Source organism: Pantoea sp. B550, from assembly GCF_024158165.1.
In the GTDB taxonomy this organism is placed as follows: domain Bacteria; phylum Pseudomonadota; class Gammaproteobacteria; order Enterobacterales; family Enterobacteriaceae; genus Pantoea; species Pantoea alfalfae.
The window spans coordinates 2,497,592-2,523,944 of sequence record NZ_JAMYXI010000003.1 but is presented as its reverse complement, the minus strand read 5'-3'; the positions used below and the strand labels follow the sequence as shown (position 1 = coordinate 2,523,944).

Annotated in this window: 20 protein-coding genes and 1 tRNA gene; 6 read left to right on the top strand and 15 right to left on the bottom strand. The window is 52.3% G+C overall.

Translation table 11 applies throughout. The features are described from left to right. Positions 1-128: 128 nt before the first annotated feature. The 10 genes from NIM72_RS14690 to NIM72_RS14645 all read right to left on the bottom strand — a co-directional run bounded on the left by NIM72_RS14690 (position 129) and on the right by NIM72_RS14645 (position 12,210). On the bottom strand, positions 129-3,044 hold the full coding sequence (locus tag NIM72_RS14690; protein WP_253420952.1) for a type I restriction endonuclease subunit R: 2,916 nt from the start codon (positions 3,042-3,044) through the stop codon (positions 129-131). A 58-nt stretch (positions 3,045-3,102) separates the two neighbouring features. Then, positions 3,103-4,290 carry a restriction endonuclease subunit S gene (locus NIM72_RS14685; protein ID WP_253420949.1) on the bottom strand — a complete coding sequence of 396 codons (1,188 nt, stop codon included), beginning with the start codon at positions 4,288-4,290 and terminating at the stop codon, positions 3,103-3,105. After that, entirely contained in the window at positions 4,287-5,894 is a 1,608-nt protein-coding gene (locus NIM72_RS14680) for a type I restriction-modification system subunit M (protein WP_253420946.1), read from the bottom strand. The genes NIM72_RS14685 and NIM72_RS14680 overlap by 4 nt, the downstream gene beginning before the upstream one ends. A 19-nt stretch (positions 5,895-5,913) precedes the next feature. Beyond that, on the bottom strand, positions 5,914-6,489 hold the full coding sequence (locus NIM72_RS14675; protein WP_253420944.1) for a restriction endonuclease subunit S: 576 nt from the start codon (positions 6,487-6,489) through the stop codon (positions 5,914-5,916). 43 nt (positions 6,490-6,532) lie between these two features. Then, a complete protein-coding gene (locus NIM72_RS14670; RefSeq protein WP_253420942.1) occupies positions 6,533-7,543 on the bottom strand; it encodes a DUF4917 family protein in 1,011 nt (336 codons plus the stop codon). A gap of 246 nt (positions 7,544-7,789) precedes the next feature. Continuing rightward, positions 7,790-9,049, bottom strand: a complete 1,260-nt coding sequence (locus NIM72_RS14665) for an integrase arm-type DNA-binding domain-containing protein (protein ID WP_253420940.1) — start codon at positions 9,047-9,049, stop codon at positions 7,790-7,792. 199 nt (positions 9,050-9,248) lie between these two features. Beyond that, positions 9,249-9,333: transfer RNA gene (locus NIM72_RS14660), tRNA-Leu, on the bottom strand. Positions 9,334-9,542: 209 nt separating this feature from the next. Beyond that, positions 9,543-10,574, bottom strand: a complete 1,032-nt coding sequence (locus tag NIM72_RS14655) for a DUF1176 domain-containing protein (RefSeq protein WP_253422109.1) — start codon at positions 10,572-10,574, stop codon at positions 9,543-9,545. 222 nt (positions 10,575-10,796) lie between these two features. Next, a complete protein-coding gene (locus NIM72_RS14650; protein WP_253420938.1) occupies positions 10,797-11,792 on the bottom strand; it encodes a YsnF/AvaK domain-containing protein in 996 nt (331 codons plus the stop codon). Positions 11,793-11,808: 16 nt separating this feature from the next. Further along, complete coding sequence (locus NIM72_RS14645) at positions 11,809-12,210, bottom strand: DUF2382 domain-containing protein (protein ID WP_253420936.1); 402 nt, start codon at positions 12,208-12,210, stop codon at positions 11,809-11,811. Between the two features lie 532 nt (positions 12,211-12,742). Here NIM72_RS14645 and NIM72_RS14640 point away from each other — a divergent pair. From NIM72_RS14640 to NIM72_RS14630, 3 genes are all read left to right on the top strand, one after another. Further along, positions 12,743-13,252, top strand: a complete 510-nt coding sequence (locus NIM72_RS14640; RefSeq protein ID WP_253420933.1) for a DUF2501 domain-containing protein — start codon at positions 12,743-12,745, stop codon at positions 13,250-13,252. A 131-nt stretch (positions 13,253-13,383) separates the two neighbouring features. Then, a complete protein-coding gene (locus NIM72_RS14635; protein WP_161731918.1) occupies positions 13,384-14,019 on the top strand; it encodes a hypothetical protein in 636 nt (211 codons plus the stop codon). A 15-nt stretch (positions 14,020-14,034) separates the two neighbouring features. Further along, on the top strand, positions 14,035-14,703 hold the full coding sequence (locus tag NIM72_RS14630) for a MarC family NAAT transporter (RefSeq protein WP_161731916.1): 669 nt from the start codon (positions 14,035-14,037) through the stop codon (positions 14,701-14,703). A 43-nt stretch (positions 14,704-14,746) separates the two neighbouring features. On the opposite strand, the gene NIM72_RS14625 is transcribed toward NIM72_RS14630, so the two are convergent. From NIM72_RS14625 to NIM72_RS14615, 3 genes are read right to left on the bottom strand one after another with little or no spacing between them, the layout of a single operon-like run. After that, positions 14,747-16,009, bottom strand: a complete 1,263-nt coding sequence (locus NIM72_RS14625; RefSeq protein WP_253420930.1) for a cytochrome c — start codon at positions 16,007-16,009, stop codon at positions 14,747-14,749. 4 nt (positions 16,010-16,013) lie between these two features. Then, complete coding sequence (locus NIM72_RS14620) at positions 16,014-17,783, bottom strand: GMC family oxidoreductase (RefSeq protein WP_033731366.1); 1,770 nt, start codon at positions 17,781-17,783, stop codon at positions 16,014-16,016. Positions 17,784-17,813: 30 nt separating this feature from the next. Continuing rightward, a complete protein-coding gene (locus NIM72_RS14615) occupies positions 17,814-18,542 on the bottom strand; it encodes a gluconate 2-dehydrogenase subunit 3 family protein (RefSeq protein WP_095706284.1) in 729 nt (242 codons plus the stop codon). 688 nt (positions 18,543-19,230) lie between these two features. Between NIM72_RS14615 and NIM72_RS14610 the strand changes: the two genes are divergently transcribed. The 3 genes from NIM72_RS14610 (at position 19,231) to NIM72_RS14600 (ending at position 23,757) form a co-directional block, all read left to right on the top strand. Next, positions 19,231-20,808 (top strand): ABC transporter substrate-binding protein, encoded by a 1,578-nt coding sequence (locus NIM72_RS14610; RefSeq protein ID WP_253420927.1) that lies wholly within the window; start codon positions 19,231-19,233, stop codon positions 20,806-20,808. A 121-nt stretch (positions 20,809-20,929) separates the two neighbouring features. Next, positions 20,930-22,432, top strand: coding sequence for a helicase HerA-like C-terminal domain-containing protein (locus NIM72_RS14605; protein WP_161731910.1), 1,503 nt, complete (start codon positions 20,930-20,932; stop codon positions 22,430-22,432). Between the two features lie 26 nt (positions 22,433-22,458). Continuing rightward, a complete protein-coding gene (locus tag NIM72_RS14600; protein ID WP_253420925.1) occupies positions 22,459-23,757 on the top strand; it encodes a DUF445 domain-containing protein in 1,299 nt (432 codons plus the stop codon). Positions 23,758-23,946: 189 nt separating this feature from the next. Here the strand turns inward: NIM72_RS14600 and lptG are convergent, their stop codons facing one another. Together lptG and lptF are read right to left on the bottom strand one after the other, a co-directional pair. Continuing rightward, entirely contained in the window at positions 23,947-25,023 is a 1,077-nt protein-coding gene (gene lptG / locus NIM72_RS14595) for an LPS export ABC transporter permease LptG (protein ID WP_161731906.1), read from the bottom strand. Next, on the bottom strand, positions 25,023-26,123 hold the full coding sequence (gene lptF, locus NIM72_RS14590) for an LPS export ABC transporter permease LptF (protein ID WP_253420921.1): 1,101 nt from the start codon (positions 26,121-26,123) through the stop codon (positions 25,023-25,025). Before lptF ends, lptG begins: the two co-directional genes overlap by 1 nt. Between the last annotated feature and the right edge of the window lie 230 nt (positions 26,124-26,353).

The window sequence follows — 26,353 nt, the reverse complement described above, 5'->3', positions numbered from 1 at the left end:
TGTCAGAGTTTCATCAAGTTAACATGAGCCAAATTGCTACGAAACCCCTGACAGACAAATATTTAACAAATTGATTTTTAGATATAAAGTGTGAATTTAAGGGCCATTTATCAGCTGACCCTTTCAAACTAAAACCCGCGCATCCCATTGATAAACGTTTCAATCACATTACACACACGGTCATAGACACGTGCCCGCACGTTCTTGCGTTCCAGAATCTTCGGCGTCCAGGTTAGCGTTTCTGCCACTTCATCCTCTCGCGGCATCACGTCGGTAAAGAGGTAGTTATCCAGTAAGCCGGTTAGCTTAATGGAATCAAGTCGCTCTTCGTTGCACAGGGCAGCCAGCGCCTTACCTTTTTCCTGTTCGACATAGGCTTCAAACACCTGAGTGATATCTTCGTCATGCGGGGCATGCAGCAGGCTTTTTTCAATAAAGTTATTAATAAGCTCACGTTTACTACGCAGCGTGACGTCGCTGTCGACAATATCCATGATCTTTTTCTTCTGTTCCTGCTGCTCTTTTGGCGGCATCGCCTGAATACCCGCCAGCAGACGCAGAATGTAGCCAACGTTAATTTCGTCGCGATGAATTAGCGAGACTTCAAAATCCACGTCTTCAAGAATCGAGACTTTCTCCTTGCTGGAGTGTTTTTTCACCTTGTCGTGAATATCGAGGTACTTACTGGTGAAATCCACCAGCGTCTGGTCCGACAGCGGTTTAGCCGCATCATCAAAATCGGCAAAGCTTTCGAGGATGTTTTTCAAACGCATCACATCGCGGAACGCCGTTACGAATGCCAGTTGCGCTTCTTCATCCGGTAAATCGTCCACGCTTTCTACCGTTGGCGTCAGCGTTAACAAGCGATCGACGGCTTCCTGATAATCCCCGAAGTACTCCTCAAAGGGTTTGACCAGCACCGTAGAAGAGGCATCTTTATTCGAGAACAAGGCAATAGCATCGTCGGTGGCTTTCTTCAGATTACGGAAGCAGACGATATTCCCGTGGCTTTTCTTCTCGTTGAGGATGCGGTTGGTGCGGGAAAACGCCTGCACCAGGCCGTGAAAACGCAGGTTTTTATCAACGTACAGCGTGTTCAACGCCGGGCTGTCGAAGCCGGTGAGGAACATATTCACCACCAGAAGAATGTCGATGCTTTTCTCTTTGGTGCGCTGAGCAATATTTTTGTAGTAATCGTAGAAGCTCTTTGAATCATTGGCCGAGTAGCTGGTGCCATACAGTTCGTTATAATCCTTGATAAAACTATCCAAATGATCGCGACTCGAGGTATCAACTTTCGCGCCCTGCGGCAGGCTAATATCCTCTTCATCCAGCAGTCCGTTTACCGCCTCTTTATCACTTTTGTCCGCTTCATTGGCGGCATAAGTGAAGATGGTGGCAATTTTTAATGGCTTGTAGTTGGCATCCGCCGCCTGCAGTGCGGCCTGCTTTTCTTTAAAGAGTTTGTAGTAGGTGATCAGCATATCGACTGACCCGACACAGAACATCGCGGTGAACTCGCGATTGCGGGTTTTCGCGTTATGATGAGCAAGGATATAGTCGGTGATTTTGCCCAGCCGGATGTCGCTTTCCATGACCTCTTTAGTGTCGATATCTTCCACATCAATATCGATCTCATTGCTGCTCTCTTTGCGCTTGTAAGTACCGACATATTCCACGGCAAAGCGCAGAACGTTTTCATCCCGGATGGCGTCGACAATCACGTATTTATGCAGGCATTTATCGAACAACAGTTCGGTGGTCTGTTTGACACCATTGGTGATATTGACATTATCGGCAAAGATTGGCGTCCCGGTAAAACCAAACAGTTGCGCATTCTCGAAGAAATTCACGATCGCTTTGTGTGTATCACCGAACTGGCTGCGGTGGCATTCATCGAAGATAAAGACGATGCGTTCTTTTCGCAAATGTGCGAGCTGCGCTTTATACCCTTCATGGGTGATGGCATTATTCAGCTTCTGAATGGTGGTCAGCGTCAGTTTGGTGCTGCTTTGCTTGAGATGTTTTATCAGCGTACTGGTGTTGTTGGTAGTATCCACGCTTTCTTTTGCAAAGCCATTGAACTCTTTCGCCGTCTGATAATCCAGATCCCGGCGATCGACTACAAAAATGACCCGATCCACTTCCGGCATTTCCATGATCACCTGGCTGGCTTTGAACGAGGTCAGCGTTTTACCGGAGCCAGTGGTGTGCCAGATATAGCCGTTCTCCGGACGTCCCTGCTTGTGGAGATTCTCCTTCACATGGCGGATCATCGCCTCACAAGCGTAAAACTGATAGGGGCGCATCACCATCAGGCACTTACGGGTTTCATTCAGCACCGTGTAGTGGGTGATCATTTTGGCGATGTGACAGACTTTCAGAAATGCGTCGGTGAATTTCTCCAGCGCTTTGAGGGGGTTATTCTTTTCATCGGTCCAGAAGAAGGTCTGCTCGAAGTGGTTGGCGCGGTTGTTGGCGTAGTATTTGGTGTCCACGCCGTTGCTGATAATAAAGATCTGCACATACTGGAACAGGCCGCTGCCTACCCAGAAGGCATCCCGATGGTAACGATCGATCTGGTTAAAAGCCTCTTTCAGCCCCAGGCCGCGACGCTTAAGTTCAATTTGCACCAGCGGCAGGCCGTTGATCAGTAGCGTGACGTCGAAGCGGGTTTTACGCGTGTTTTGCTCAGCGTTGAACTGCTTCACCTGGCTCGTCACCTGAAACTCGTTCTGGCACCACTCCTCTTTATTGATAAATCTGAGCCACTTCTCGGTGCCGTCATCGCGCAACAACTGGTAGCGATCGCGCAGGATCTTAGCGCGATCGATAACTTCATTACCTTTAGTCAGGTGCAAAAAAATACGGTTAAATTCACCGTCAGTTAGCGGGGAAGATTCCAGTCGGTTATGGATTTCAATCTGCTTGCGCAGATTGGCTTTCATACTGGTTTCATCGGTAACATTCACCCGCTCGTAGTGCATGCCTACCAGTTGTTCCACCAGCTGCGTTTCTAACTCGTATTCGCTTTGCGTTGCCATCAGTGTGTAGTGCCTTTCGTTATTGTGCTGGCCCGGAGTAGGTCGGGCCGGATAAATTCTATACGAACATTTGCTGGAGCAGGCCTTGCTTCCAGGTTTTTAACTTGTCTAGTTCTGCTTTTTTGACGGCGATTTTTTCGTCAAGGGTAGAGAGGAATTTGGCGATTTTGGTTTGTTCTTCCTCAAAAGGTTGGGGTACAGGAAGACCGAAGAAATCTGCTCCTGATATATTCATACGGTCATGTCTGGCACCACTATTCGCTACGCTTTTCATGTAATCATGCCAAACTGAACTTTCTAAAAAATATTGATAAAATTTCAGCAAGCCTTTTTCAAAACGAAAAACCGTATACAAAGGAGACATAACTCCCTGGGTCAATTCATTCATTTTTATAGGACCAACGGGAGCGGTTGAAGATATTCTCGGGTTATATACGAAATCACCGATTCTAACGACGTAATATCCTGTCAAGTTGCTTTCTGTAACAATCTCTCTTTCAAAGTAGCTTTCCTGACTAACAATACCTTGTGTGGCAGAGTTAGTTAAAACTGTACTTACTGAATTATCTCTATTTTTAGTATTTACCTTGATGGCTATTTGTTTTAGCTCTACCTCCTCCCATTCAGGAAACTCGTTCCCGCTATCATCCTTAAATCGCACTTCCTGACTAAAAATCTTCTGTATCATGCCTTTTTTGTACCGACAAAACAGGCCGTACTGCTTGTTCAGTAAAGAGATTTTTTCGTCTACAGAGGACAGGAAATCGGCAATTTTGGCTTGTTCTTTTTCCTGGGGAAATGACATCATTTCTGATGAAACAACCGACCAATCAGCTCTAGGCATTTTAGAACCGGAGGACTTATTAGCACACTCAATAAATTTATTGGTTTGAACATAATGAAAAAGAAATTTATTGTTAATATTTAACCCATGGAGCACCCACACTTCGGATGAACATACGCCATTAAATGGCGCCAATATATATTTCCTAAGGTATGGCCTTAGCTTTCCAAATAAAACATCGCCAGATGAAAATCTATTTTTAATACTTGCTTGTTGTTTTGCTGAGTATATATGAAGTATGCGCCCATCTTCCTGGGAAATACTATCCATTTCCAAACAAGGTAAATCTTCCTCTTCCGTTGATGGATTGTACTTTGCTGATTTATTTGTCACAACATTGCCAAATAAATCACTTTGCCATTTTCCTTTAAACTCTGAAAAACGCAGCTTCGGAACCATCATTTATCTCCCTCAGCCAGCACAAACGGTGCCTCAATCCCTAGTTCCTTACAGAATCCAGCAATGGTCTTATCGATCTTCGCCACTTTCCCTTCCAGATCACGGATTTCCTGCGCCATGGCGTTGAGGTCAATCTCTTCTTCCGCTTCAAAAGTAGCAACATAGCGTGGGATATTAAGGTTGTAATTGTTGTTACGGATCTCTTTCAAGCTAGCGATATGACTGTATTTCTCGGCTGCTTTCCAATCATTATAAGTATCGGTAATCTTGTCGATATGCTCCGGCAACAGGCGATTCTGGGTTTTCACCTTCTCAAACTCGTTGCTGGCGTCGATAAACAGAATGCTGTCGTTGTGTTTGCGGCACTTGCGCAGCACCAGTACGCAGGTCGGAATGCTGGTGCCATAGAAGATATTGCCAGGCAGGCCGATCACTGCATCAATGCAATTCAGCTTCTCAATCATAAACTGGCGAATATGCCCTTCCGCTGCGCCACGGAACAGAACCCCATGAGGCAACACCACCGCCATAGTGCCGTCATCTTCCAGATGGTGGAACATATGCTGCACAAACGCCATATCTGCTTTGCTGGACGGTGCCAGTTTGCCGTATTGGGCAAAACGGTCATCGTTCATAAACAGCGGGCTGGCGCTCCACTTGGCAGAGAACGGTGGGTTGGCGACGATAGCATCAAACTTCAGATGCGTATGCTGCGGGCGCTCCAGCGTATCTTCCTGAATGATCTCGAAATCCGCATAGTGAACCCCGTGCAGGATCATGTTCATACGTGCCAGGTTGTAGGTGGTACGGTTCATCTCCTGACCGTAGATTTTCCCCACTGAAGAGGCTTCACGTTTCACGCGCAGTAATAAAGAGCCAGAGCCACAGGTCGGGTCATACACGTTTTTGAGCTTCAGCTTGTGGGTGGTGACGATTTTAGCCAGCAGGGTGGAGACCGGCTGCGGGGTATAGAACTCACCGGCTTTCTTACCTGCGCCTGAGGCGAACTGGCCGATCAGGTACTCGTAGGCATCACCCAAAATGTCGGAACTCGCTTCGCTCAGGCTAAAGCTCAGTTTGTCGAGTTCAGTGACGACTTTGCCGATCAATTCGTTTTTTGCTTTCGCAGTGTTGCCGAGCTTGCTGGATCCTAAGTCCAGATCTTCAAACAGGTTGCTGAAGTCATCCGCTGAGTCAGTGCCCAGAGTGCTCTGTTCAATGTTGCGTAGCGTAGTGGCGAGGTCTTCCAGAATAAAGCCGGTACCTGTGCCTTTGGGGTCTTTAGCCACACGCTCCGCCATGGAGTGGAACAAATCCGTTGGCGGCAGGAAATAACCTAAGGTCTGGACACTGTCCTCTTTTACCGCATCAACGATATCCTGATAAGCCGGATGTTCCGCATTCAGTTCATTGTACTGAATGCCATCTTCCGTCAAAATTTTGTTAGCGTAAGCAACGAATTTTTCAGAAAGATATTTGTAGAAAATAAAGCCTAAGCAGTAGTCGCGGAATTCATCGGCATTCATCTTACCGCGCAGGGTATCGGCGATATTCCACAGGCGGCCTTGCAGTTCACTTAAATTTTGCGCTTCAATCTGAGGAGACATAAAAAACCTTAATTGTTGATTATTTTGATAAATTTTCTAGTTTGGCAAAATAATATTGTTGCTTTAATTTCATCAAGTTGTACTCGTAGTAATCTTTCATCCTGAGATGAAGATACAGCTCACCTATCGCTTGTTGCTTTTTTAGTCCAGGTAAATCGAGTTCAAATTGACGAACCATTTGCAGAGTTAACTTAGGTACAGTTGACCCCTGTAGAACAAATGATTTTTGTTGGGCTATAGCTTTGCTCTCATTGAAATGCCAAATCCAAAACAACGGAGAGACTCTGCTAACATCCAACTCGACCTTAACAAAGTTATTGCCCAATATTCGCCCCGCATGCTCCTGCTTAACAAGAACAGCTTTAGCGTTCGCTAAGTTAATAATGACATCATTTTCTCTTGTCACTTTTAGAAACGACGTACTCTTAACTACCTGTTCTTTTTCAGAAACTATCACTTCAGGTTGCCAGTCATCGATCTGATGCAGCTGTGCTGTATAAAAACGATACTCTTCTCCTGATTCTTCCGACTCTATGCGTGACAGGTTTACTCCGGGGATAAAATTTGCAATGTCGCTATAGACGATTTTTCCCATTTTTATCCTCGTAAAATCGGGGGCTGTGCCCCCTTTCGCTTGTTTAATGGCACCAGCAGTTGGCGCTTTCACTGTCGAAAAACTCGACGAGTAAACCTTGACCAAACACCGCTTTTAACATTCTTTCAATTGCATCACAGTCAGAGGTATCAGTGCCATACACTGAAATCGCAATCCTTGATGGCTGACTTTTTTTCAGTGCATCGAGTATATGGGTGTCATTTTCCCCCATACTCCACCCATAAATCACGATACTTTCCTTTTTCTCTGGTAGAACTTCACGGTAGACTGTATCCAGATAACGACTACGAGCAATCGCACTTAGTTTTTGCTTACTTGTCCCTTCAGAAACAAAAACTGGTGTAACTGCTGCAGAATTCCATTGCTGAGATATTTGCTGAAGATAATTTCCGTCACCATGAGGATTAGTATGTAATTTGGACTCTTGACCACTGAAGTCTTGAGCCAAAATCAGAGAGCCATGTGGATAGAAGACTAAGCTTGTCGTCTTGTAACCTTTTTCACGATCTTTCCAATGTAAGTCTCTAAAATCACTCCAATCTAACTGTTCATTAAACAAACGATTGATGAAGCAATCCTTTAATTTTCCGGTAGTTGTATCTTCTAGCAAAGATGCCCAGTAAACAATAAGATCATAATTCAGAGATAAGACTGTCTTAAATCTGCCTATAAAAGCACGGATTTTGATTAGCACATCCGATAGCTCATGATGCTCAGAATGATTTTGGCTCACACATTGTATCAACAGATTTCTAAGTAACTTATACCCCTCTGTCGTTGCATTTTCAGGCACACCGAGTTGTTGATTTACTTGAGTTGCAATCCACAGACGGTGCAGAATCAACTCAAAATCTTGCGTATCAAATAGTTCGAACAAGGCTGTCAGCTGCCCATCTGAACTGAGCTCGGTCAACTTCTGACATAAGCTACGATAGGCAAAATCGCTATTAACAGCGATACTTGCACCATTCCCCAAAAGTAAAGTATCATCGTAGTTGGCCTCAATCTCGGCCCATTGTTTAATTGTTACCATGTTTCAATCCTCGCTTTCATATTTAAGATTTGTGGGTATTCCGGCAAGAACTCACCCACTCATGTTCAAATTGGTAATTTTTAAAAATTACCTCGTTTGAAGCTGAGGCCATTAGACAACAACGCTGTGTTGTCGTCAATCCTTTTATGTGTAATTTTGACGAATTACAGAAAAACCATTCATCTCAAGCGCTAAATAACGCTTTAAAGTTTCTTATTTTCAAGGAGCTATAATCCTTAAAAGGGCTTATCTTACTGCTTGCTTTGCAAAATCAAACGGACTAACTCCCTTCTCTCTATTCGCATCCAGATAATCCGCCCACCACTGCAGCATCAACCTACGCTCCCCCAAATGCTCGGCCTTATGAATATAAGCCGCACGCACAGAGTTACGTTCCTGATGACTCATCTGTCGCTCAACCGCATCCCTCGACCATAATCCCGACTCAATCAACGAACTACAAGCCATCGTTCTAAAACCATGACCACAAACTTCAACTTTTGTATCGTAGCCCATCACTCGAAGTGCTTTATTCACCGTGTTCTCACTCATCGGCTTACGCGGGTCGTGATCACCAACGAAGATGAGCTCACGGTTTCCACTCAAGCTTTTGATCTTTTCCAGAATACCGAGTGCTTGGTGAGATAAAGGAACAAGATGAGGAGTCCGCATCTTTGAGCCTCGGTGTGAATGCTTAACACCTTCAAGTGGTACACGTTCTCCCGGAATCGTCCACATTGCAGTGTCAAAATCGACTTCTGACCAGCGAGCAAAACGTAGTTCACTAGATCGAATAAAGACCAACAACGTCAGCTCCACTGCTAAGCGTGTTAATGGCCTGCCAGTGTAGGTATCAATGCGATGAAGTAACTCCGGAATGCGATTAAGTTCTAGCGCAGCACGATGCTGTCGTTTAGCTGTGGCAACTGCTCCAGCGATCTCTTGTGCGGGGTTGTAATCAATTAAACCGCTTTGCACGGCAAATCGCATAATTGCAGTTGTTCGTTGCTGTAGACGCGCCGCCACCTCAAGACGTCCAGACATCTCTACGGTCTTTATGGGGATAAGTAAATCTCTGGTTTTTAACTCAGCGATATTCCGCTTACCAATCGCATCGAATAGATTATCTTCCAGGCTTTTAAGAACACGGCCGCTATGTGACTCAGACCACTTTTGATTGCTGGCGTGCCAATCTCTGGCAACAGATTCAAAAGTGATGGCCTCTTTAGCCTGTTCTTCTTTCACTGCACGCTTATGCTCACGAGGATCGACACCGGCAGCAACAAGCCTCCTGGCCTCTTCCCTCTTTTGACGTGCATCAGCCAGTGACGTTTCAGGGTAAACCCCAAAAGCCATGAGGTGCTGCTTGCCGCCAAAGCGGAAACGGAAGCGCCAATATTTGGAGCCGTTAGGATGTATCAACAAAAACATGCCATCGCCATCGACTAGCGAGTATTCCTTTGCTTCAGATTTTGCCGAACGCACCTTGGTATCAGTCAGGGCCATGATGGTATTCCTTCCATATGCTGCCGTGAGTATATAAGCATTATCGAACCAACATATATACTCGGTTCTATACTCACAAGCATGTTGATGTGGGGTAACTTAGATTGACGTCGGTTGACTAAAAAGCGGGGCAAAGCCTTGCGGATACTGGATTTCAGGCACAAAAAAAGACGTCCGTTGACGTCTATTGATGTTCCGATGGTGCCGAAGGCCGGAATCGAACCGGCACGCCTCGCGGCGGTTGATTTTGAATCAACTGCGTCTACCGATTTCGCCACTTCGGCACTGAAGGGTATGCGGAAAACGTTGAGGATTATACCGTTACCCCCTGTTTCCGCAACCCTTATCCGCTGGCAGAGGTGCAACTGCTGAAAAAACCGTCTTTTGGGTTCTCCGGGACACAGCATAACCTCCTTGTTGAAGCTGCCTGCTCCCCCTCGCCCGCCGTAAAGCATTCACGTCAGCCATCAACTTTACTGGCATAACAAAAGCGCTAACCCGAAACAGCCTTCACATCCGTTACCAGCGTCGGAAGATCCCACGTGCCGCCTGCATGGATATACCGGCACATGCCGGTCCCGCCCTCATAGCTTTTGCGGAAGGCCTGGCCGTCCCATACCCAGCTTTCCTGGCTCATGCAGTCACCGATACCCCGGCCTTTCTGCACGCTGGTAATCTCGCCCTTGTCGTAATCGGACCCGGAAATGGTCACCAGTTCAGGCTTGCCTTTCAGCTGATTATCAATGACCCAGTAGCCATATCCTTCGTTATAAGCGGCACGCCAGCAGAGTGCTGAAAGCAAGGCGTGTGTGTCATCCAGTGGCGTAAGCGTGAGTCCGTCGGTTTCCGGATCGCTGTTTTCGGCCGGTGAATAGAGGCTGTCGCAGGTGTCATCGTCGTTATGATTGACCGTTGCAAGCAGTCGGGTTTTCAGCGCGTCGCTTTCTGCTGCAGTCAGCAAACGGGGTTCGCCGCCGAGGGTTTTAGCCGCCTGAATAACTGGTGCGGGCACAGCCTTAGCCACGCTGCTTTCCGGTTTATTGCCCTTTTTGGTGAGCGCGCCTGCCGTGCCGATACGGCCCTGCACGTCGTCCGCTTTCAGCAGCACGGCATACGCGCCCTCGCCGGAAAGCTGGAATGGCTTTGTGCCGCCTTTAAATTCAACTTTACCGCTGCCTTTCACGGCGCTGATTACCGCAGAAGTCTGACTGGCTGACATTCGCCAGTTGTCATCAGCCGCCACCAGATCGCCAGCGGATTTACCATTGATCCACAGCGTCAGATTTTCCGCCGGTTCGCTGTCATCTTCGGTGTCGCCGAGCGTCACTTCGCCCACTGTCTCCGTTCCCGGTCCAGCAGCACGGGTGAGCAGAATGGAGCCGGAGGGATCCTCTTCTTTGGCATAACCCGCAATGCGGCAGGTCCGAGTGTTATCACAGACTACTTCCCAGTCTTTGTGCTCAAGCGTTTTTCCGCTCTGAGCGGCCTGAGCCGACAGGGAGAGCATCGCCAGCACGAAAAGCATCGGTTTACAGTTCACGTTAATCCCTCAGGTTTTATTTCTGTCCCGCCTGCACAGATAGCGCCTGATTATATCGAAGAGAATTTGACGTCGTTATCCGTTTTTTCTCCCTCCCCACAAACGCAAAAGAGCCAACCTCGCGGTTGGCTCTTCCTTGCATATCACATGCTCAGCATAGGGTATCAGCGATACCCATCAGCGCCTGTTGTTGTCAGGCAAGGCGCCTCAATGCGTATGGTCATGATGCAGCTTGTTTTCGACCTTATCCTTCACTTCGCCAGCTTTATCCTTCACTTTCTCAGTCAGGCTCTCTTTGTGGTCATGGTTGTGCGCGCCGGGTGACTGTGTCGCTGCACCCGCTGCAGCAGGTTTTACCCCTGCTGTCGTACCCGGAAGCTCGCTCTCCAGACCACCGCGTGCATGGTCGATCTCCACTTCCTGACGACGCACCGTGTCGTTAATGGTCTCGGTACGATCGCTGCCGTCGGTACGCACCACCACTTCTTCTTTCACGTGGGTCGTTTTGTTGATTACCGGCTGCTCATGCGTCTCAGCGACTTCGACGGTTTTCTCGGACCAGTCCACTTCACCGGCCAGCGCGGGTTCATTCACCGAGCGGCGGAAGATGTCAGCATGCTGCTCATGCAGCGAGATATCTTCAGAGACGGTATCGGTCACGGTATAGCGTCGTACGCGGGTGGAGCCTTCGCTCACCAGACGTTTACCCACTTCCACCTGCTCTTCGGCCAGACGCAGAATATCAGCCTCGCTCTCATCACCGGTCAGCGAGGTACGTCGCGGCTCAGCCGGGCGGTCGTTGGTCTCACCGGCAAACTGCTTGCCTGCGGTCGGGTTAATGCCCGGTGCGGTGGTGCCGTTCCCGACTGAGCTTTGCATACGTGACGGCACATCTACCGAGTCATGAGAATGGAGAATCGTCATGGCGCGGGCCAGCTTCTCCTCCTCAGTACGGATGGTCAGCACGACGCCGCCCTTGTCCATTGCTCGGGTATACACATCCGCCTCATCTTTATCGACGTCGTGCCCAAACAGACGCTGCCACAGGCTCGGATGGCGGACAGACTGCCCTTCCTGCTGCAAACGTTCTCCACTGATAAGACTGATGTCCCGATCAGAAAAGCCTGCTTTCACGAGATTTCTTTTCGCGGCCTCTGCCTGAATTGCAGAATCGAACAGTGTTACGATTTTTTCCTGTGCCATGATAGGTTCCTCTCTGTTAGCTGATTTGATCGTCATCTCTCTCAACGTTCACCTGCTGCTCACGTCGGGTCACCACCTCCTGAAAAGGAACATTCTCCTGCACTTTTCGGATGTGGATTTCCTCTTTAAGCACCAGCTTTCTGACGATTTGGATTTCTTCCTCTACTACCGGGACAATCAGTACACCATTCTCTTCCCTGATTTCGGGCATCGTTTCAACGGGCTGCGCTTTCGCTACATGCTCAACCTCAACCTTCTCCTGGGTAAGCAGTGTACTGATGACCTCGTCATGTTCAGTTGTGGAACGGGTAACGCGGACATGTCCATCCACAATCTTTTGCTTCGTCAGGGCTATTTGCTCTTCAGCGAGTTTAAGCGTGACATCTGCATTATTATTGTGCTCTGGCTGTCCAGCCATAATATCACTCCCGTTAAATTAAATATCTACCACAACTGCCTGACACAGTGATTAAGCATGAACACTCTCGCTGATTTCGCAAGCCGGAATAATAAAAACCCCCACCAACTCAATTTAATTACGGCACAGAAATCTGCATCAAAAAACAGCAAGTCGGCTTAAATCACCGCTACGCTAAAAATAAAAATAACTAAAAATACATGAGATTATATAAAAATAATTCCTCAGGTAAATATTACCAGACCAGACGCAATCGCTTAGAAAATACGCTATAAGCAAAGCGGTAACTTTAATTTAAACCAGGACAATTCCTGATAAACACCGTGAGAATATTAAAGAATGTTTCAGCTGAAGCGCTAATTAACGCACCAGGGAAAGTCATCTCACGAAATAATAACACCCGTGCTCATCCGGATATTTTATTGCCTCTATTACAGAAGATTCCCAAAGCGTTATTTATGAAGAAAGTTCAGGAACTTTCTGCTCCTCAGCCTTTCTTAGCAAAACTGAATAAGCAGATACTGAGGTTAAGATGAAACAGGCACAACGCAGTGCGTGGGGATGGGGACTGGCGGCACTTCTGGTGGCAGGCAGTGCATCAGCGGCAAGCTGGCAGGATCAGCTGAGCAGTGCAGCATCGCAGCTCAGCCAGCAGAACAACGGCAGCACCACCGGCACCACCCAGCAAAATGGCGGCATGTCACTGTCTGCTATTACCAGCATGCTGGGCGGCGGCGACAAAGCGGTCAGCGCCAACAGCATGACCAACGCGGCCGGTGTGATGCAGTACTGCGTCGAACATAACGTGGTGAAAAACAATGTGCAGTCGGTTAAAGATCAGGTGCTGAGCAAGCTCGGTCTGAATACCACCACCGCGCAGGAACAGAAAACCGACTACACCCAGGGCGTGGCAGGACTGCTGAACACCGGGAACGGCCAGCAGTTGAATCTGCAAAGCCTGAGCAACTCGCCGATGGGGGAGAAACTGAAAACCAAAGCCTGTGACGTGGTGCTGAAGCAGGGCAAAAACTTTATCTCCTGATCTCCTTCCCTTCTCTCTCCCCTCTCTGCTCTGAGGGGAGCGTTAAACCCCGCTTTGCTGTGATGCCTGACATTCCCTTAACCTGGGGTTGAGCGCTATAGTGTTGTTTTGGTTTCTACAGGACAGCACGCATGAAAGGCATCAACATCGCACTTTACTTCGACCCCGATCAGATTCAGGCCTGCGTTCATGAACAGGACGGCAGCTATCTCAGCAAAAAATTCGAGTATGACGATGGCGTGATTGAAGAGATCTACCAGTGGCTGGAGCAGTACGAACCTAATCGCACCCACATCTGCCTGATTGAAAACGAAACCGCCGAGCTGCTGGCCGATGAGCTGGTCGACAGCGGTTATCGCGTCCATCAGGTCACCATGCACCAGCTGCTGAGCTGGTTCGCCGCTGAGCCGCCTTCCACGCCAGACGGCACGCCGATGCGCGCCATGCTGCGTTTTCTGGAAGATGAACATCCGCGTGAATATGAGTCGCGCACACCGCAGACCGAAGCGCTGATGGAGATGTTCGACGAGCTGGATGCGCTGGAGATGGTCGATGACGGCGATGACGAAGACGCGCTGCCAGGCGATCTGCTGCGCGCCATGAAGAAGCACAAAATCACCGCCAGCGCCGCGGCCCAGCGTCTGCTGCCGGACGTCAACGAACGTATCCGCGAGCATCTGATGCAGTACCCCGAACTGATGACGCCGGAAATCCTGCAGGACTTCTTCCCTGAGCTGTTAGAGGCGCTGGAGCGCCCGAAACACTAATCAGGGAGATCGGCTATGCTGGAACTGATTAAAGCGGTCAGCCTGGGGCTGGTGGTGATCCTGCCGCTCGCCAATCCGCTCACCACCGTGGCGCTGTTTTTAGGGCTGGCGGGTGACATGAATTTCGAGGAGCGCAACCGCCAGGCGCGCCAGGCTTCCATCTATGTCTTCGCCATCATGATGGTGGCATGGTACGCGGGCAGTGCGGTGCTGAATACCTTCGGTATCTCTATACCGGGTCTGCGCATGGCGGGCGGCCTGATTGTCGCCTTTATCGGCTTCCGGATGCTGTTCCCGGCTAAACCTGCCGGGCATTCAGTTGAAGCTAAGCAGAAACTGGATGAGCTGGATGGGGCTAAAGAGCCGGTGAATATCGCCTTTGTGCCGCTGGCGATGCCAAGTACGGCCGGGCCGGGTACCATTGCGATGATCATCTCTTCTGCCTCAACGGTAAGAAGTGGCGTCGATTTTCCCGCCTGGGTAATCAGCGTGGCACCGGTGCTGACCTTCCTGCTGGTGAGCCTGATTCTGTGGATCTCGCTGCGCAGTTCGGGTGCCATCATGAAGCTGGTGGGTAAAAGCGGTATTGAGGCGATATCGCGCCTGATGGGATTTTTACTGGTCTGTATGGGCGTGCAGTTCATCATTAACGGCGTGCTGGAAGTGGTACGCACCTTCCATTAATCCGGGTTTTCCCCTCCCCGGACAGGCAGAGGGGAAAGCGCGATTACTTCAGCGTTTTACGCACTTCAGCAACCTGATCTTTGCTCACCGCAGGCGCGGTGTTGCTCCAGCCCTGACGAACAAAGGTCGCCAGTTGCGCGACTTCATCATCATTCAGCCGCTGGGCAAAGCCTGGCATCGCCAGTTTAGACGGCGCTTTCGCGGTCGAAGGCTGCTGCGCACCGGCCAGAATGGTGTGGATCAAGCCGGTTGGATCCTTAGCATTCACGATGGTTGCGCCATCCAGCTCTGGGAAGATCCCGGGTGCGCCTTTGCCGGTCACGAAGTGACAGGCCCCGCAGTTATCCAGATAGAGACGCTCGCCTTCGCTGAGGTTCTTCGCGGCGGTGAGTTTCGCTTCCGTTGCCTGCTGCGCCTGCACGCTGAACGCCTGCAATGGCGGATTGCCGCCCAGGAACTTCAGGTAGGCCGCAATGGCTTTGAGATCGGCATCGGTCATGTGTGAGCTGCTGTGCTCGACCACCGAGGTCATCTCGCCGCCTACTGCCGCTTTATCGTTACGGCCGGTCTGCAGGTAGTCGATGACTTCCTGCTCGCTCCAGTGTGGCAGGCCACGCAGTGACGGCACATCCCAGTTGTTCAGGCTGCCGCCCGCCAGGAATTTATCATCACCGCTATCCAGCGCTTTCTCGTTCATGCCCAGACCGCGCGGCGTATGGCAGCTGCCGCAGTGACCCAGACTCTCCACGATATAGGCACCGCGGTTAACCTCGGCTGACGCGCCGCCAATCGGCTGGAACGGCTTATCGGACGTGAACGCCCAGTTCCAGAACCGCATGCCCCAGCGCTGACTGAACGGGAAGCTCAGATCGGTTTCCGGTGGCTGTTCCGCACTCGGCTGCACGCCTTTCATAAAGTAGACGTAGAGCGCGTGCATATCGGCATCGCTGATTTTGGCGTAGTCAGGATACGGCATGGCCGGATAGAGATGCGAGCCATCCGGTAATACGCCCTTGCGCACCGCGTCAGAGAACTGCTGCTCGCTGTAGTTACCGATGCCATGCTGCTTATCCGGCGTAATGTTGGTGGAGAAGATGGTGCCGAGGTTCGACTCAATCGCCAGTCCACCCGAATAGGCCGGTTTGCCGGGCAGCGAGTGGCACGCCATACAGTCGCCCAGGCGGGAGAGATACTCGCCCTGCTTAATCAGTTGCGCTTCATCTTCGGCGTGAACCGGCAGCGCAAATCCGCTGGCCAGCAGCACCGCGTTGGCAAAAATAAAAGACTTCAGTTTCAGCTTATTCATGCGCTTATGCCTGTACCAGTGGGCCGGGATTTTTCAGGTAGTGATCTTTGATCGCCTGCGCCGCCATCAGGGTAATCGCACCGATGGTATCGGTCGGGTTCGCCTGGAAGTTCTGCGGGAAGGCGTTGCCGCCGGGCACAAAGACGTTATGCACATCCCAGCTCTGCAGATACTTGTTCAGCGCCGAGGTTTTCGGGTTATCGCCCATCACCGCGCCGCCCACGTTATGGGTAGAGACATATTTGGTGATATCGAAATCCGCGCCCATCGGCAGGAAGCTCATGCTCATGCTGTCCGGGTTCAGCTCTTTGGCGATGTTGCCGACGATGCCTTTCAGATGCTGCTGCAGCTTCAGCTCATTCTCTTTCCAGTTAAACGTCATGCGCAGCAGTGGCAGGCCACGGTGATCGTTGTAGTTCGGATCGAGATCCAGATAGATGTCGCGGTAAGACTGGCAGGTGGTGGTGATGCTGATCTTCATCGAATGACCGTACCACTCTTCCAGACCTTCCTTGTAGCCCATGCCCCAGGTCGGGGTGCCTTTTGGCAGCGCGGTGCTGATTGGCGTGCCGGTCGCCTGTGAGCTGTGGATCTTCGCACCGCCCAGGAAGCCAAGTGAAGGGCCGTCGAAGTTGCCTGGCGAGATATCGTTAAACATCTGGCCGGTCGCGCCCGCCGTCGCATACGGATTGAAGTTTTTATCTTTGAAGAACAGCGTTGCGCCGCCGTTCGACAGGAACGCGTAGTTACGCCCTACCACGCCCTCTTCGGTAATCGGGTTGTAAGGTTTGCCGATGCCGGAAAGCAGCATCAGACGCACGTTGTAGAGCTGGAAGCTGCTCAGCACCACGATTTTTGCGGGCTGGAAGCACTCGTTGCCCTGCGCATCGATGTAGATCACGCCTTTGGCGGTTTTCTTATCATCGTTCAGCACGACCTTGATCACTTCCGCATTCACTTCATAGGAGAAGTTCGGCATACGCTTCAGCGAATCCATCACCGCCGTCTGCGGCGACGCTTTGGAGTAGTTCAGGCACGGATACTTGCTGCAGTAGCCACAGTAGTTACACGGGGCGATCTGGTTGCCGTACGGGTTTTTCCACGCACGCGACACACAGGCTGACGGATTCGGGAACGGGTGGTAACCGAGTTTCGTCGCCACCTCTTTGAACATCACATTGTTCAGCGTGTCATCCAGCGCGGGCAGTGGGTAAGGTTCAGAGCGCGGGCCTTCAAACGGGTCGCCGCCTTCCAGGATTTTGCCGCGCAGGTTGCCGGTATTGCCCGACTGGCCGCAAATCAGTTCGAATTTATAGTAATAGGGCTCGATCTCTTCCCAGCTGAACGGGAAGTCCATCACCCGCATATCATCCTGCAGAATGCCGGGCTTATAAGCCTCGTCAACGTAGGTTTTAAGTTTGATATCGGTCGGCGTCGGACGGATCAGTACCGCCGTCCAGTGCAGACCGGAACCGCCTACGCCGGTGCCCGGTGCAAACGCGCCCCATTTACGGGTTGGCAATGCCGTCTGGCTGCTGTTGTAGCGCACGGTGACCGCCACTTCGGCGGGTGTCGCAAACACTTTGTTGCGCACCGCATAGGCGTATTCATCCGCCGGTTTCGGGTAGGCGAACTCGTCGTAATCGCGATCGCCGCCGCGCTCCAGGGCGCGCACGTCCAGACCTGCCAGTGCCAGCTCGATGCTCATCAGCGAGCCTGCCCAGCCGAGGCCGCAGACCACGACGTCGACTTCTTTTTTAGTAACCTGTGCCATGATAATCCTGTTTACCTGATGTGGAAGCGCTTATGCGCGTTCACCTTTAATGCTGACCGGGCCGAGCGGATAAGGAACGTTGTGCTGTTTCACCCATTCGGTGAAGCTGGCACGCGCGCCGGGGAAGCCGATAGCGATCCAGGCTTTCATGCCTTTATTACCGCCGTACATCGGGTCGGCCAGGTAGCCATGCTTGGTATCGGAAAGCAGCTGGCTGAAGAAATGGGAAGGCTTAAGATCGGCTTCGCCCAGCGCGGCAAAGTCGATCTCGTTTTTGTTGACCTGGGTCAGCACCGCATCTTTCTCTTCCAGCGTCAGCGCATGAAACGCTTTCTGGTGCGTGTTCTGCGACCACTGATTGATCAGCCGGATACCGGTCTGATACATCTGCTGGGGACGGAACGGGATCTGATAACCCATCGTGGCGGGTGCTTTCGTGTTGAACGGCCCCTGCATATAGATTTCGCTGCCAAACGCTTCGCTGTGCAGCTGCTGATCGATAAAGATCGGCACGTTAGTTTCCAGCGCGCCCGGTGCTTTGCCTTTGCCGCCCGCCGGAATCAGGCGGTCGGTGGCGGCCAGAATAAACTGCCACTCATCGGCACTAAAAAAGATCGGTTTGTAATCGGCTAACTCCGGTGCGGCCATCTCTGCAGCCTGTGCCGCAGTCATGCCTTTCAGGACCAGTTCACTTAATGGCAACGCCAGCAGTGAACCGAGCAAAAATTTACGCCTGGTGGTGGGTTTTTCTAAAAGCATATCCGCACGACTCTCATCTGCTAAATACCCGCTTACTGTGTTATGACGCTGAAAGGCCGGGTGCAGGCAGGAAACTCCCCGCAGAGATGAACGCACACAGCACAGACAACGGCAGAACAGAGAAGGCAGGTAGAATTATGGTTCGGTGACTAACGGAACATATCGGTTAATAACCTGGCAATATTAGGGATATAGATATGTCTGAATGTAAAAATTGAATTTAAAATGTGTTGTAGTGAAAGTTTATCATGGTGTTGCGGAAGGGTTGCGGATAGGTAAAAGATTTACAGCGAGGAAATTGCGTCTAAAACCGCATAAACATCGGGTATTTAGCCGTTTTAACGCAGGAGCGACGGATATTATTTTCGCCCTGTCATCATCACGCAGAATAACCGATAAAAAAATATCATACTTCCATACAAGAGAATCATTCTCATCGTTAACACTATAGTGACTTTGATGGTCATACAATCAGACAGTGCGCAAAGTGTGATCGCCTGAGTAAATCCTGCTTTATTCCGCCTGTTGTTAAAGGACGCTGAAATAATTACTGACGGACATGACCTTAATTTGTCTTTTTGCCTGAATAACTAAGCATGTAATTGTGCAAAGCTCATAACAAACCGGCATTTTGAGATTATCCGGCGCCCGATAGAGTAGAGCGATCAACGACTCAGGATAACCCTCAATGCGCAAAACGCTACTCTCACTCTCTTTATTGACTGCACTGACACTGGTTCACCCGGCATACGCCGCGACGCCAGCGGACACGCTGGTAGTCGCCGTGCCACTCGATGGCATCATCAGTTTCGATCCGGCGGAAAGTTTTGAAACCGTCAGTAACAGCAGCCTGCGCAATATCTACCAGACGCTACTGGAACCGAATCATCAGAACCCACAGCAGCTCTCGCCACTCGCCGCCACACGCTGGCAGGCCGGAAAAACGCCGCACAGCCTGGTATTTGACCTCAACCCACAGGCCCGTTTCGCCAGCGGTCATCCGCTGACCGCGCAGGATGTGGTCTTCTCCTTAACCCGCGCGGTAAAACTCAACAAAGCCCCCTCTTTTATCCTGGGTGAGTTTGGCTGGACGCCGGAAAATATCGATCAACAGTTCACGGTGATCAACGACCACCAGCTTGAACTGCGCTGGCCCGCTGAGATCGGCAGCGATCTGGCGCTGCGCCTGCTGACCGCGCCGGTCGCCTCCATCGTTGACAGTAAACTGGCCCGGGAACACGTCAGCAATAACGATTACGGCAATGCCTGGCTGAAAACGCACTCGGCTGGCAGCGCCGCCTATGCCATCAAACAGTTTGTCCCGCTGCAGGCGCTGGTGCTGGAAGCTAACTCTTACAGCACGCAGAAGCCGCATCTGAAGCGGGTATTGCTCAAGGGCGTAGCCGATGCCGGCAGCCGCCGACTGCTGCTCCAGCAGGGTGACGTGGATGTCGCCTATCAGCTTGGTCCGGACCAGATTGCCGCGCTGAAAACACAGGCAAATGTGCGGGTTGACGCCTTCCCGTCCAGCCTGGTTTATTACGTTGGCTTTAATACTCAGAGCGCGCAGCAACCGGCGCTGGGCAATCCGGCCCTGTGGCAGGCGGCACGCTGGCTGGTTGACTATGACAGCCTGGCGAACCAGTTGCTGAAAGGTCAGTATCGCATCCATCAGAGCTTCCTGCCGGATGGCTTCGATGGTGCACTGAACACCACGCCGTTCCATTACGATCTGAAAAAGGCGCAGGAAATCCTGCAGAAAGGCGGCATCAAACCGGGCACCCACATCGCGCTGACGGTGGTGAACCAGCCGCCTTATATAGACGTGGCGCAGGCGCTGCAGGCGAGCTTTGCCAAAGCGGATGTGCAGCTTGATATCCAGCCGGTGGCGGAATCGGAGCTGTGGAGCAAAATGCGCAGCCGCGACTTCCAGGCCATCTTCACTTACTGGGGCGCGGACTACATCGACCCTAACACCAATGCCAGCACCTTTGCTTCTAACGTGCCAGGTGGCGGCAAAACCCTGGCATGGCGTGTCGGCTGGACCATTCCGGCGCTGAGTACACAGACCCGCGCCGCCGCCGGAGAGAGCGATGCGGCTAAACGCCGTAGCCTCTATACCGGGCTGCAAACCCGCATCCAGCAGGATTCACCGTTTATCGTACTCTTACAGGGCGCGACCCAGGTGGCGGTGCGCAGCAACCTCAGTCACCTGCAGCAGGGCATCGGCGTCAGCCTGCTCAATTTCGAAGAGGTGCAGAAGTAATCCCGCGTTTCAGGCCGCTGCTCTGCGGGCAGCGGCCGCGTTTTTGACGAATTGTTCTCCTCCTGTCTATGCTCCGCTTGCTATCCTTCAGGCATAATCCTTTGACTGAGAGTGGAAAACCATGACTTCCCCGCTACTGATTGCCCGTACGCCAGACGTCGAACTTCATCTGTTGCCGCAAATGGCCAACCGCCACGGCCTCATTACCGGTGCGACCGGCACCGGGAAAACCGTTACGTTGCAGAAGCTGGCCGAATCGTTCTCCGCCAGCGGCGTACCGGTCTTTATGGCTGACGTCAAAGGCGATTTAACCGGCGTGGCGATGGCGGGCCAGTCCAGCGAAAAGCTGCAGGAGAGGCTGGCGAAAATCGGCGTCACCGACTGGCAGCCGCAGAGCAATCCGGTGGTGCTGTGGGATATTTTTGGCGAGAAAGGCCATCCGGTACGCGCCACCGTTTCCGATCTCGGTCCATTACTGCTGGCGCGGCTGCTGAATCTGAATGAAGTCCAGAGCGGCGTGCTGCAGATTATTTTCCGCATCGCCGATGACCAGGGCCTGCTGCTGCTGGACTTCAAAGATCTGCGCGCCATGACCCAGTACATTGGTGACAACGCCAAAAACTTCCAGACCCACTACGGCAATATCAACAGCGCCTCGGTCGGCGCGATTCAGCGCGGATTACTGACGCTGGAGCAACAGGGGGCGGAACACTTCTTTGGTGAGCCGATGCTGGATATCGCTGACTGGATGCGTGTCGACAGCAACGGCAAAGGCGTCATCAACATCCTCTCCGCAGAGAAGCTCTACCAGATGCCAAAACTCTACGCCACCAGCCTGCTGTGGCTGCTGTCGGAGCTTTACGAGCATCTGCCGGAAGCGGGCGATCTCGATCAGCCAAAGCTGGTGTTCTTCTTTGATGAGGCGCACCTGCTGTTTACCGATGCACCGCCGGTGCTGCTGGAGAAAATAGAACAGGTCATGCGGCTGATCCGCTCCAAAGGGGTCGGCGTCTGGTTCGTCACCCAGAACCCGGCGGATATTCCCGATCGGGTGCTGGGCCAGCTCGGCAACCGCGTTCAGCACGCCCTGCGCGCTTTCACGCCCAAAGATCAGAAAGCGGTGAAAACGGCCGCCGATACGCTGCGCGCCAACCCGGCGTTTGACAGCGTGGAAGCGATTCAGGCGCTGGGCACTGGCGAAGCGCTGATCTCCTTTCTGGATGCCAAAGGCAGTCCGTCGGTGGTGGAGCGCGCCATGGTCATTGCGCCAGGCTCGCGCATGGGTCCGGTCACCGGCGATGAGCGTAACGGCCTGATCAACCATTCGCCGCTCTATGGCAAATATGACACCGAAATCGATCGCGAATCGGCGTTTGAAAAGCTGCAAAAAGGCTTCCAGGCCGCCAGCGATGAGGCGAGTGCCCCCCCGGCCAAAGGCGACGCTGTGGCTGTCGACAATGGGATTCTCGGTGGTCTGAAAGAGATCCTGTTTGGTCACACCGGCCCGCGCGGCGGCAAACACGACGGCGTGGTACAGACCATGGCGAAAAGCGCTACCCGCCAGATCACCAATCAGATCATCCGTGGGGTGCTGGGCAGCCTGCTGGGTGGCCGTCGCCGATGAACCCCGCTCTCTGCTAAGATCAGGTTATGGATAAACACTACGAACTGAAACGGATGAAACGCCTGGCGCTGCTGCTGCTGCTGCTCGCCGTCGCCACCTTTGTTGTCACCCTTTTCCTGCCGCCTGGCTTCTGGGTCAGCGGCGTCAAAGCGATTGCGGAGGCCGCGATGGTCGGCGCACTGGCGGACTGGTTTGCCGTGGTGGCGCTGTTCCGGCGCGTGCCGGTGCCTTTTATCTCGCGCCATACCGCCATCATTCCGCGCAACAAAGATCGTATCGGTGAAAACCTCGGCCGCTTTGTGCAGGAAAAGTTTCTTGATACCGACTCCCTGCTGAACCTGATTCGCCGTCACGATCCTTCAAACCTGCTGGCACAGTGGCTGAATGCACCGGGCAATGCCGACCGCGTTGGCCGCCATCTGCTGCAGGTGATGCGCGGCTTCCTGGATCTCACCGATGACGCGCGGATTCAGACCTTTATGCGCCGCGCGGTGCATCGTGCCATCGACAAGGTCGATCTCAGCCAGACCAGCGCCATGGTGCTGGAAAGCCTGACCAAAAATAACCGCCATCAGGCATTGCTGGACGCGGCCATCGACCAGTTGCTGAAGTTATTGCATAAGCCCAGTACCCGCGAGTTTATCGCCATGCAGCTGGTGCGCTGGCTGAAACGCGAGCATCCGATCAAAGCCAAAATGTTGCCGACCGAATGGCTGGGCGAACACAGCGCCGAGCTGGTGGCCAACGCGGTCGATTCCCTGCTGGATGATGTGGCGCTGGATCAGGGCCATGAGCTGCGCCTCGGCTTCAACCGGGCGGTTGATAAACTGATCGTTAAACTGCAAAACGATCCGGAAATGGCGGAGCGCGCCGAAGAGATCAAGGGCTGGCTGAAAGAGGATGCCTCGTTTAACCGCTACATCGGCGAGCTGTGGAATGATATGCGCAACTGGCTCAAAGCGGATCTCAGCAGTGAGGATTCGCGGGTGCAGGAGAAAGTGCGCGGTGCGGCCCTGTGGCTTGGCGAAACCCTGGCCGCCGACCCGGCGCTGCGTGACTCCATGAACCAGCATCTGGAACAGGCTGCACGCAGTGTTGCACCAGAGTTTGCTGGCTTCCTGACGCGTCACATCAGCGATACTGTGAAAAGCTGGGATGCGCGCGACATGTCGCAGCAGATTGAACTCAATATCGGCAAGGACCTGCAGTTTATCCGCATCAACGGCACGCTGGTAGGCGGCACCATCGGGCTGATTCTCTATCTGCTGTCGCAGCTGCCCGCTGCCCTGCCCGCACTGTCAGGCTGGATAAATAGCGTGGCGTAACGCCGTTTCAGGCCACTGCAGTCACTCCTCCGGCTGGCAGACATAAAGCGATGGGCGTATACGCCTGTCGTAAAGCATTGCGGGTCATGGATAGCGTCTTTGTGGAAAGCGTATAATCCCTGAGCCTGCACTGTTAGCCAATAAAAAAGGCCGCTTGCGCGGCCTTTTCTTTTACTGCATTCATTGCGCTTAGCGCCGCTTAATCAGCATAAACAGACTGATCGCGAAGAACGCAAAGCTCGGCAGAATCGCCCCCAGAATCGGCGGTAAGCCATAAACCAGACTCAGTGGACCGAAAATCTGGTCCAGCACGTAGAACAGGAAGCCAAAGCTGATACCGGTCACCACACGCACACCCATCGACACGCTACGCAGCGGACCGAAGATAAACGACAGCGCCATCAGCATCATCACCGCCACCGACAGCGGCTGGAAAATCTTGCTCCACATATTCAGCTGATAACGTCCCGCTTCCTGGCCGCTCTGCTTCAGATATTTACTGTAGCTATGCAGACCGCGAATCGACAACGCGTCCGGATCCAGCGCTACCACGCCCAGCTTGTCCGGCGTCAGATTGGTTTTCCATTCGCCACTCAGACTCTGTGAACCGGTAATCTGCTTCGGATCGGTCAGGTTTGACTCATCGACCTGAGACAGCATCCAGCGCTTCTTAGCCGCATCCCAGATCGCCGTCGCCGCGTAACGCACGCTCTGCAGACGACGCTGATCGTTAAAGTTATAGATGCTCACACCATCAATTTCATTGTCGCCTTTGATGCGCTCAATATAGATGAAGTTATTGCCATCTTTCGCCCACAGACCATTCTGCGTCGAGACCAGTGCGCCGCCATAAAGCTGCTGCGCCCGGTAATTACGCGCCATCTGCTCGCCCGATGGCGCAACAAACTCACCAATCGCCATGGTCAGCAGCACCAGCGGAATTGCCGTTTTCATCACGGACAGCGCCACCTGCATGCGGGTAAAGCCCGCCGCCTGCATCACCACCAGCTCACTGCGCTGCGCCAGCGCGCCCAGTCCCAGCAGCGCACCCAGCAGGGCCGCCATCGGGAAGAAAATCTCAATATCTTTCGGCACGCTCAGCAGGGTGTAGTAACCGGCGCTCAGCGCGTTGTAGCTGCCCTGACCGGTCTTGCGCAGCTGATCGACGAACTTGATGATGCCGGAAAGCGACACCAGCATGAACAGCGTCAGCATGATGGTATTGAAGATAGTTTTACCGATATAGCGGTCAAGTACGCGAAACATCAGACCGACCCTCCGCGTGTAAAGCGGGCGCGAATCCGACGCATCGGCACCGTATCCCACAGGTTAAGGAGCACCGCCAGCAACAGATAGCTGATATTCACCACCCACATCCAGAGCGCCGGATCAAGCCGCCCTTTCGCCCCGCTCGACTTCAGCGAGCTCTGCAACAGGAAGAAGATCAGATAGAGCAGCATGGCGGGCAGCATCGACAGCACGCGACCCTGACGCGGGTTCACCACGCTGAGCGGCACTACCATCAGCGCCATCACCAGCACCGCGAACACCAGCGTCAGACGCCAGTGCAGCTCGGCCTGAAAATCCGGTGTCTTATTCGCGAACAGGTCGGTCATGCTGGCCTGCTCTGCATCGTTAGGATCGAGCGTTGCCGCTTTATATCCCACGGTGGCCTGATAGTTGGTGAAGTCGGTGATACGGAAATCACGCAGCAGTGCGGTGCCCTCAAAGCGGGTGCCTTTGTCCAGCGTTACCACCTGCGAGCCATCTTTGTGCTGCTCCATGTGACCGCTGTCAGCCACCACCACCGAAGGACGCGCGTTACCTTTTGGCCGTAACTGCGCCAGGAACACGTTACCAAAGTTGTTGCCCTTCACATCCTCGACAAACAGCACGGCGCTGCCGTCGCTGGAGGTCTGGAACTGCCCGGCAGCCATCGCTGCCGCACCTGGGTTTGCTTTGGCGTTCTGCGTCACTTCATCCTGATAACGGGATGACCACGGCCCCAGCCAGATGACGTTCACCGCAGCCACTATCGAGGTAAACAGCATCAGTACCATCGCCGCTTTCACCAGGACGGCCTTACTCAGGCCGCAGGCGTGCATCACGGTAATTTCACTTTCCGTGTAGAGACGCCCCAGCGTCATCAGGATCGCCAGAAACAGACTTAAGGGCAGTATAAGTTGTGCCATTTGAGGCACACCGAGTCCTAACAAGGTCAGAACGAGGTTTGTCGGCACTTCGCCATCCACCGCGGCTCCCAGGATCCTGACTAACTTCTGGCAAAAGAAGATGAGTAGCAGGATAAACAGGATAGCCAGCTGGCTTTTGAGCGTTTCCCGAACCAGATATCTAATGATGATCACGCTTAGTACGCCTGTGAAAACTTGTCTTTTTGCAGGAAAATCGCTAGTTTCAACGCTTATCAGCCATTTTTCTTCATCAATGGCCGTCGCCGTAGCTAAATTTGTATGAAAAACGCGTCCGGGTGGTGAAAAAACAACATCTTGTCACCCTGATTCATTATGACCTCCAGCGGCAGAATGTCATGCTGCGACGATGAATAAATGGGTCATGAGCGCGCTACATTCTAGCG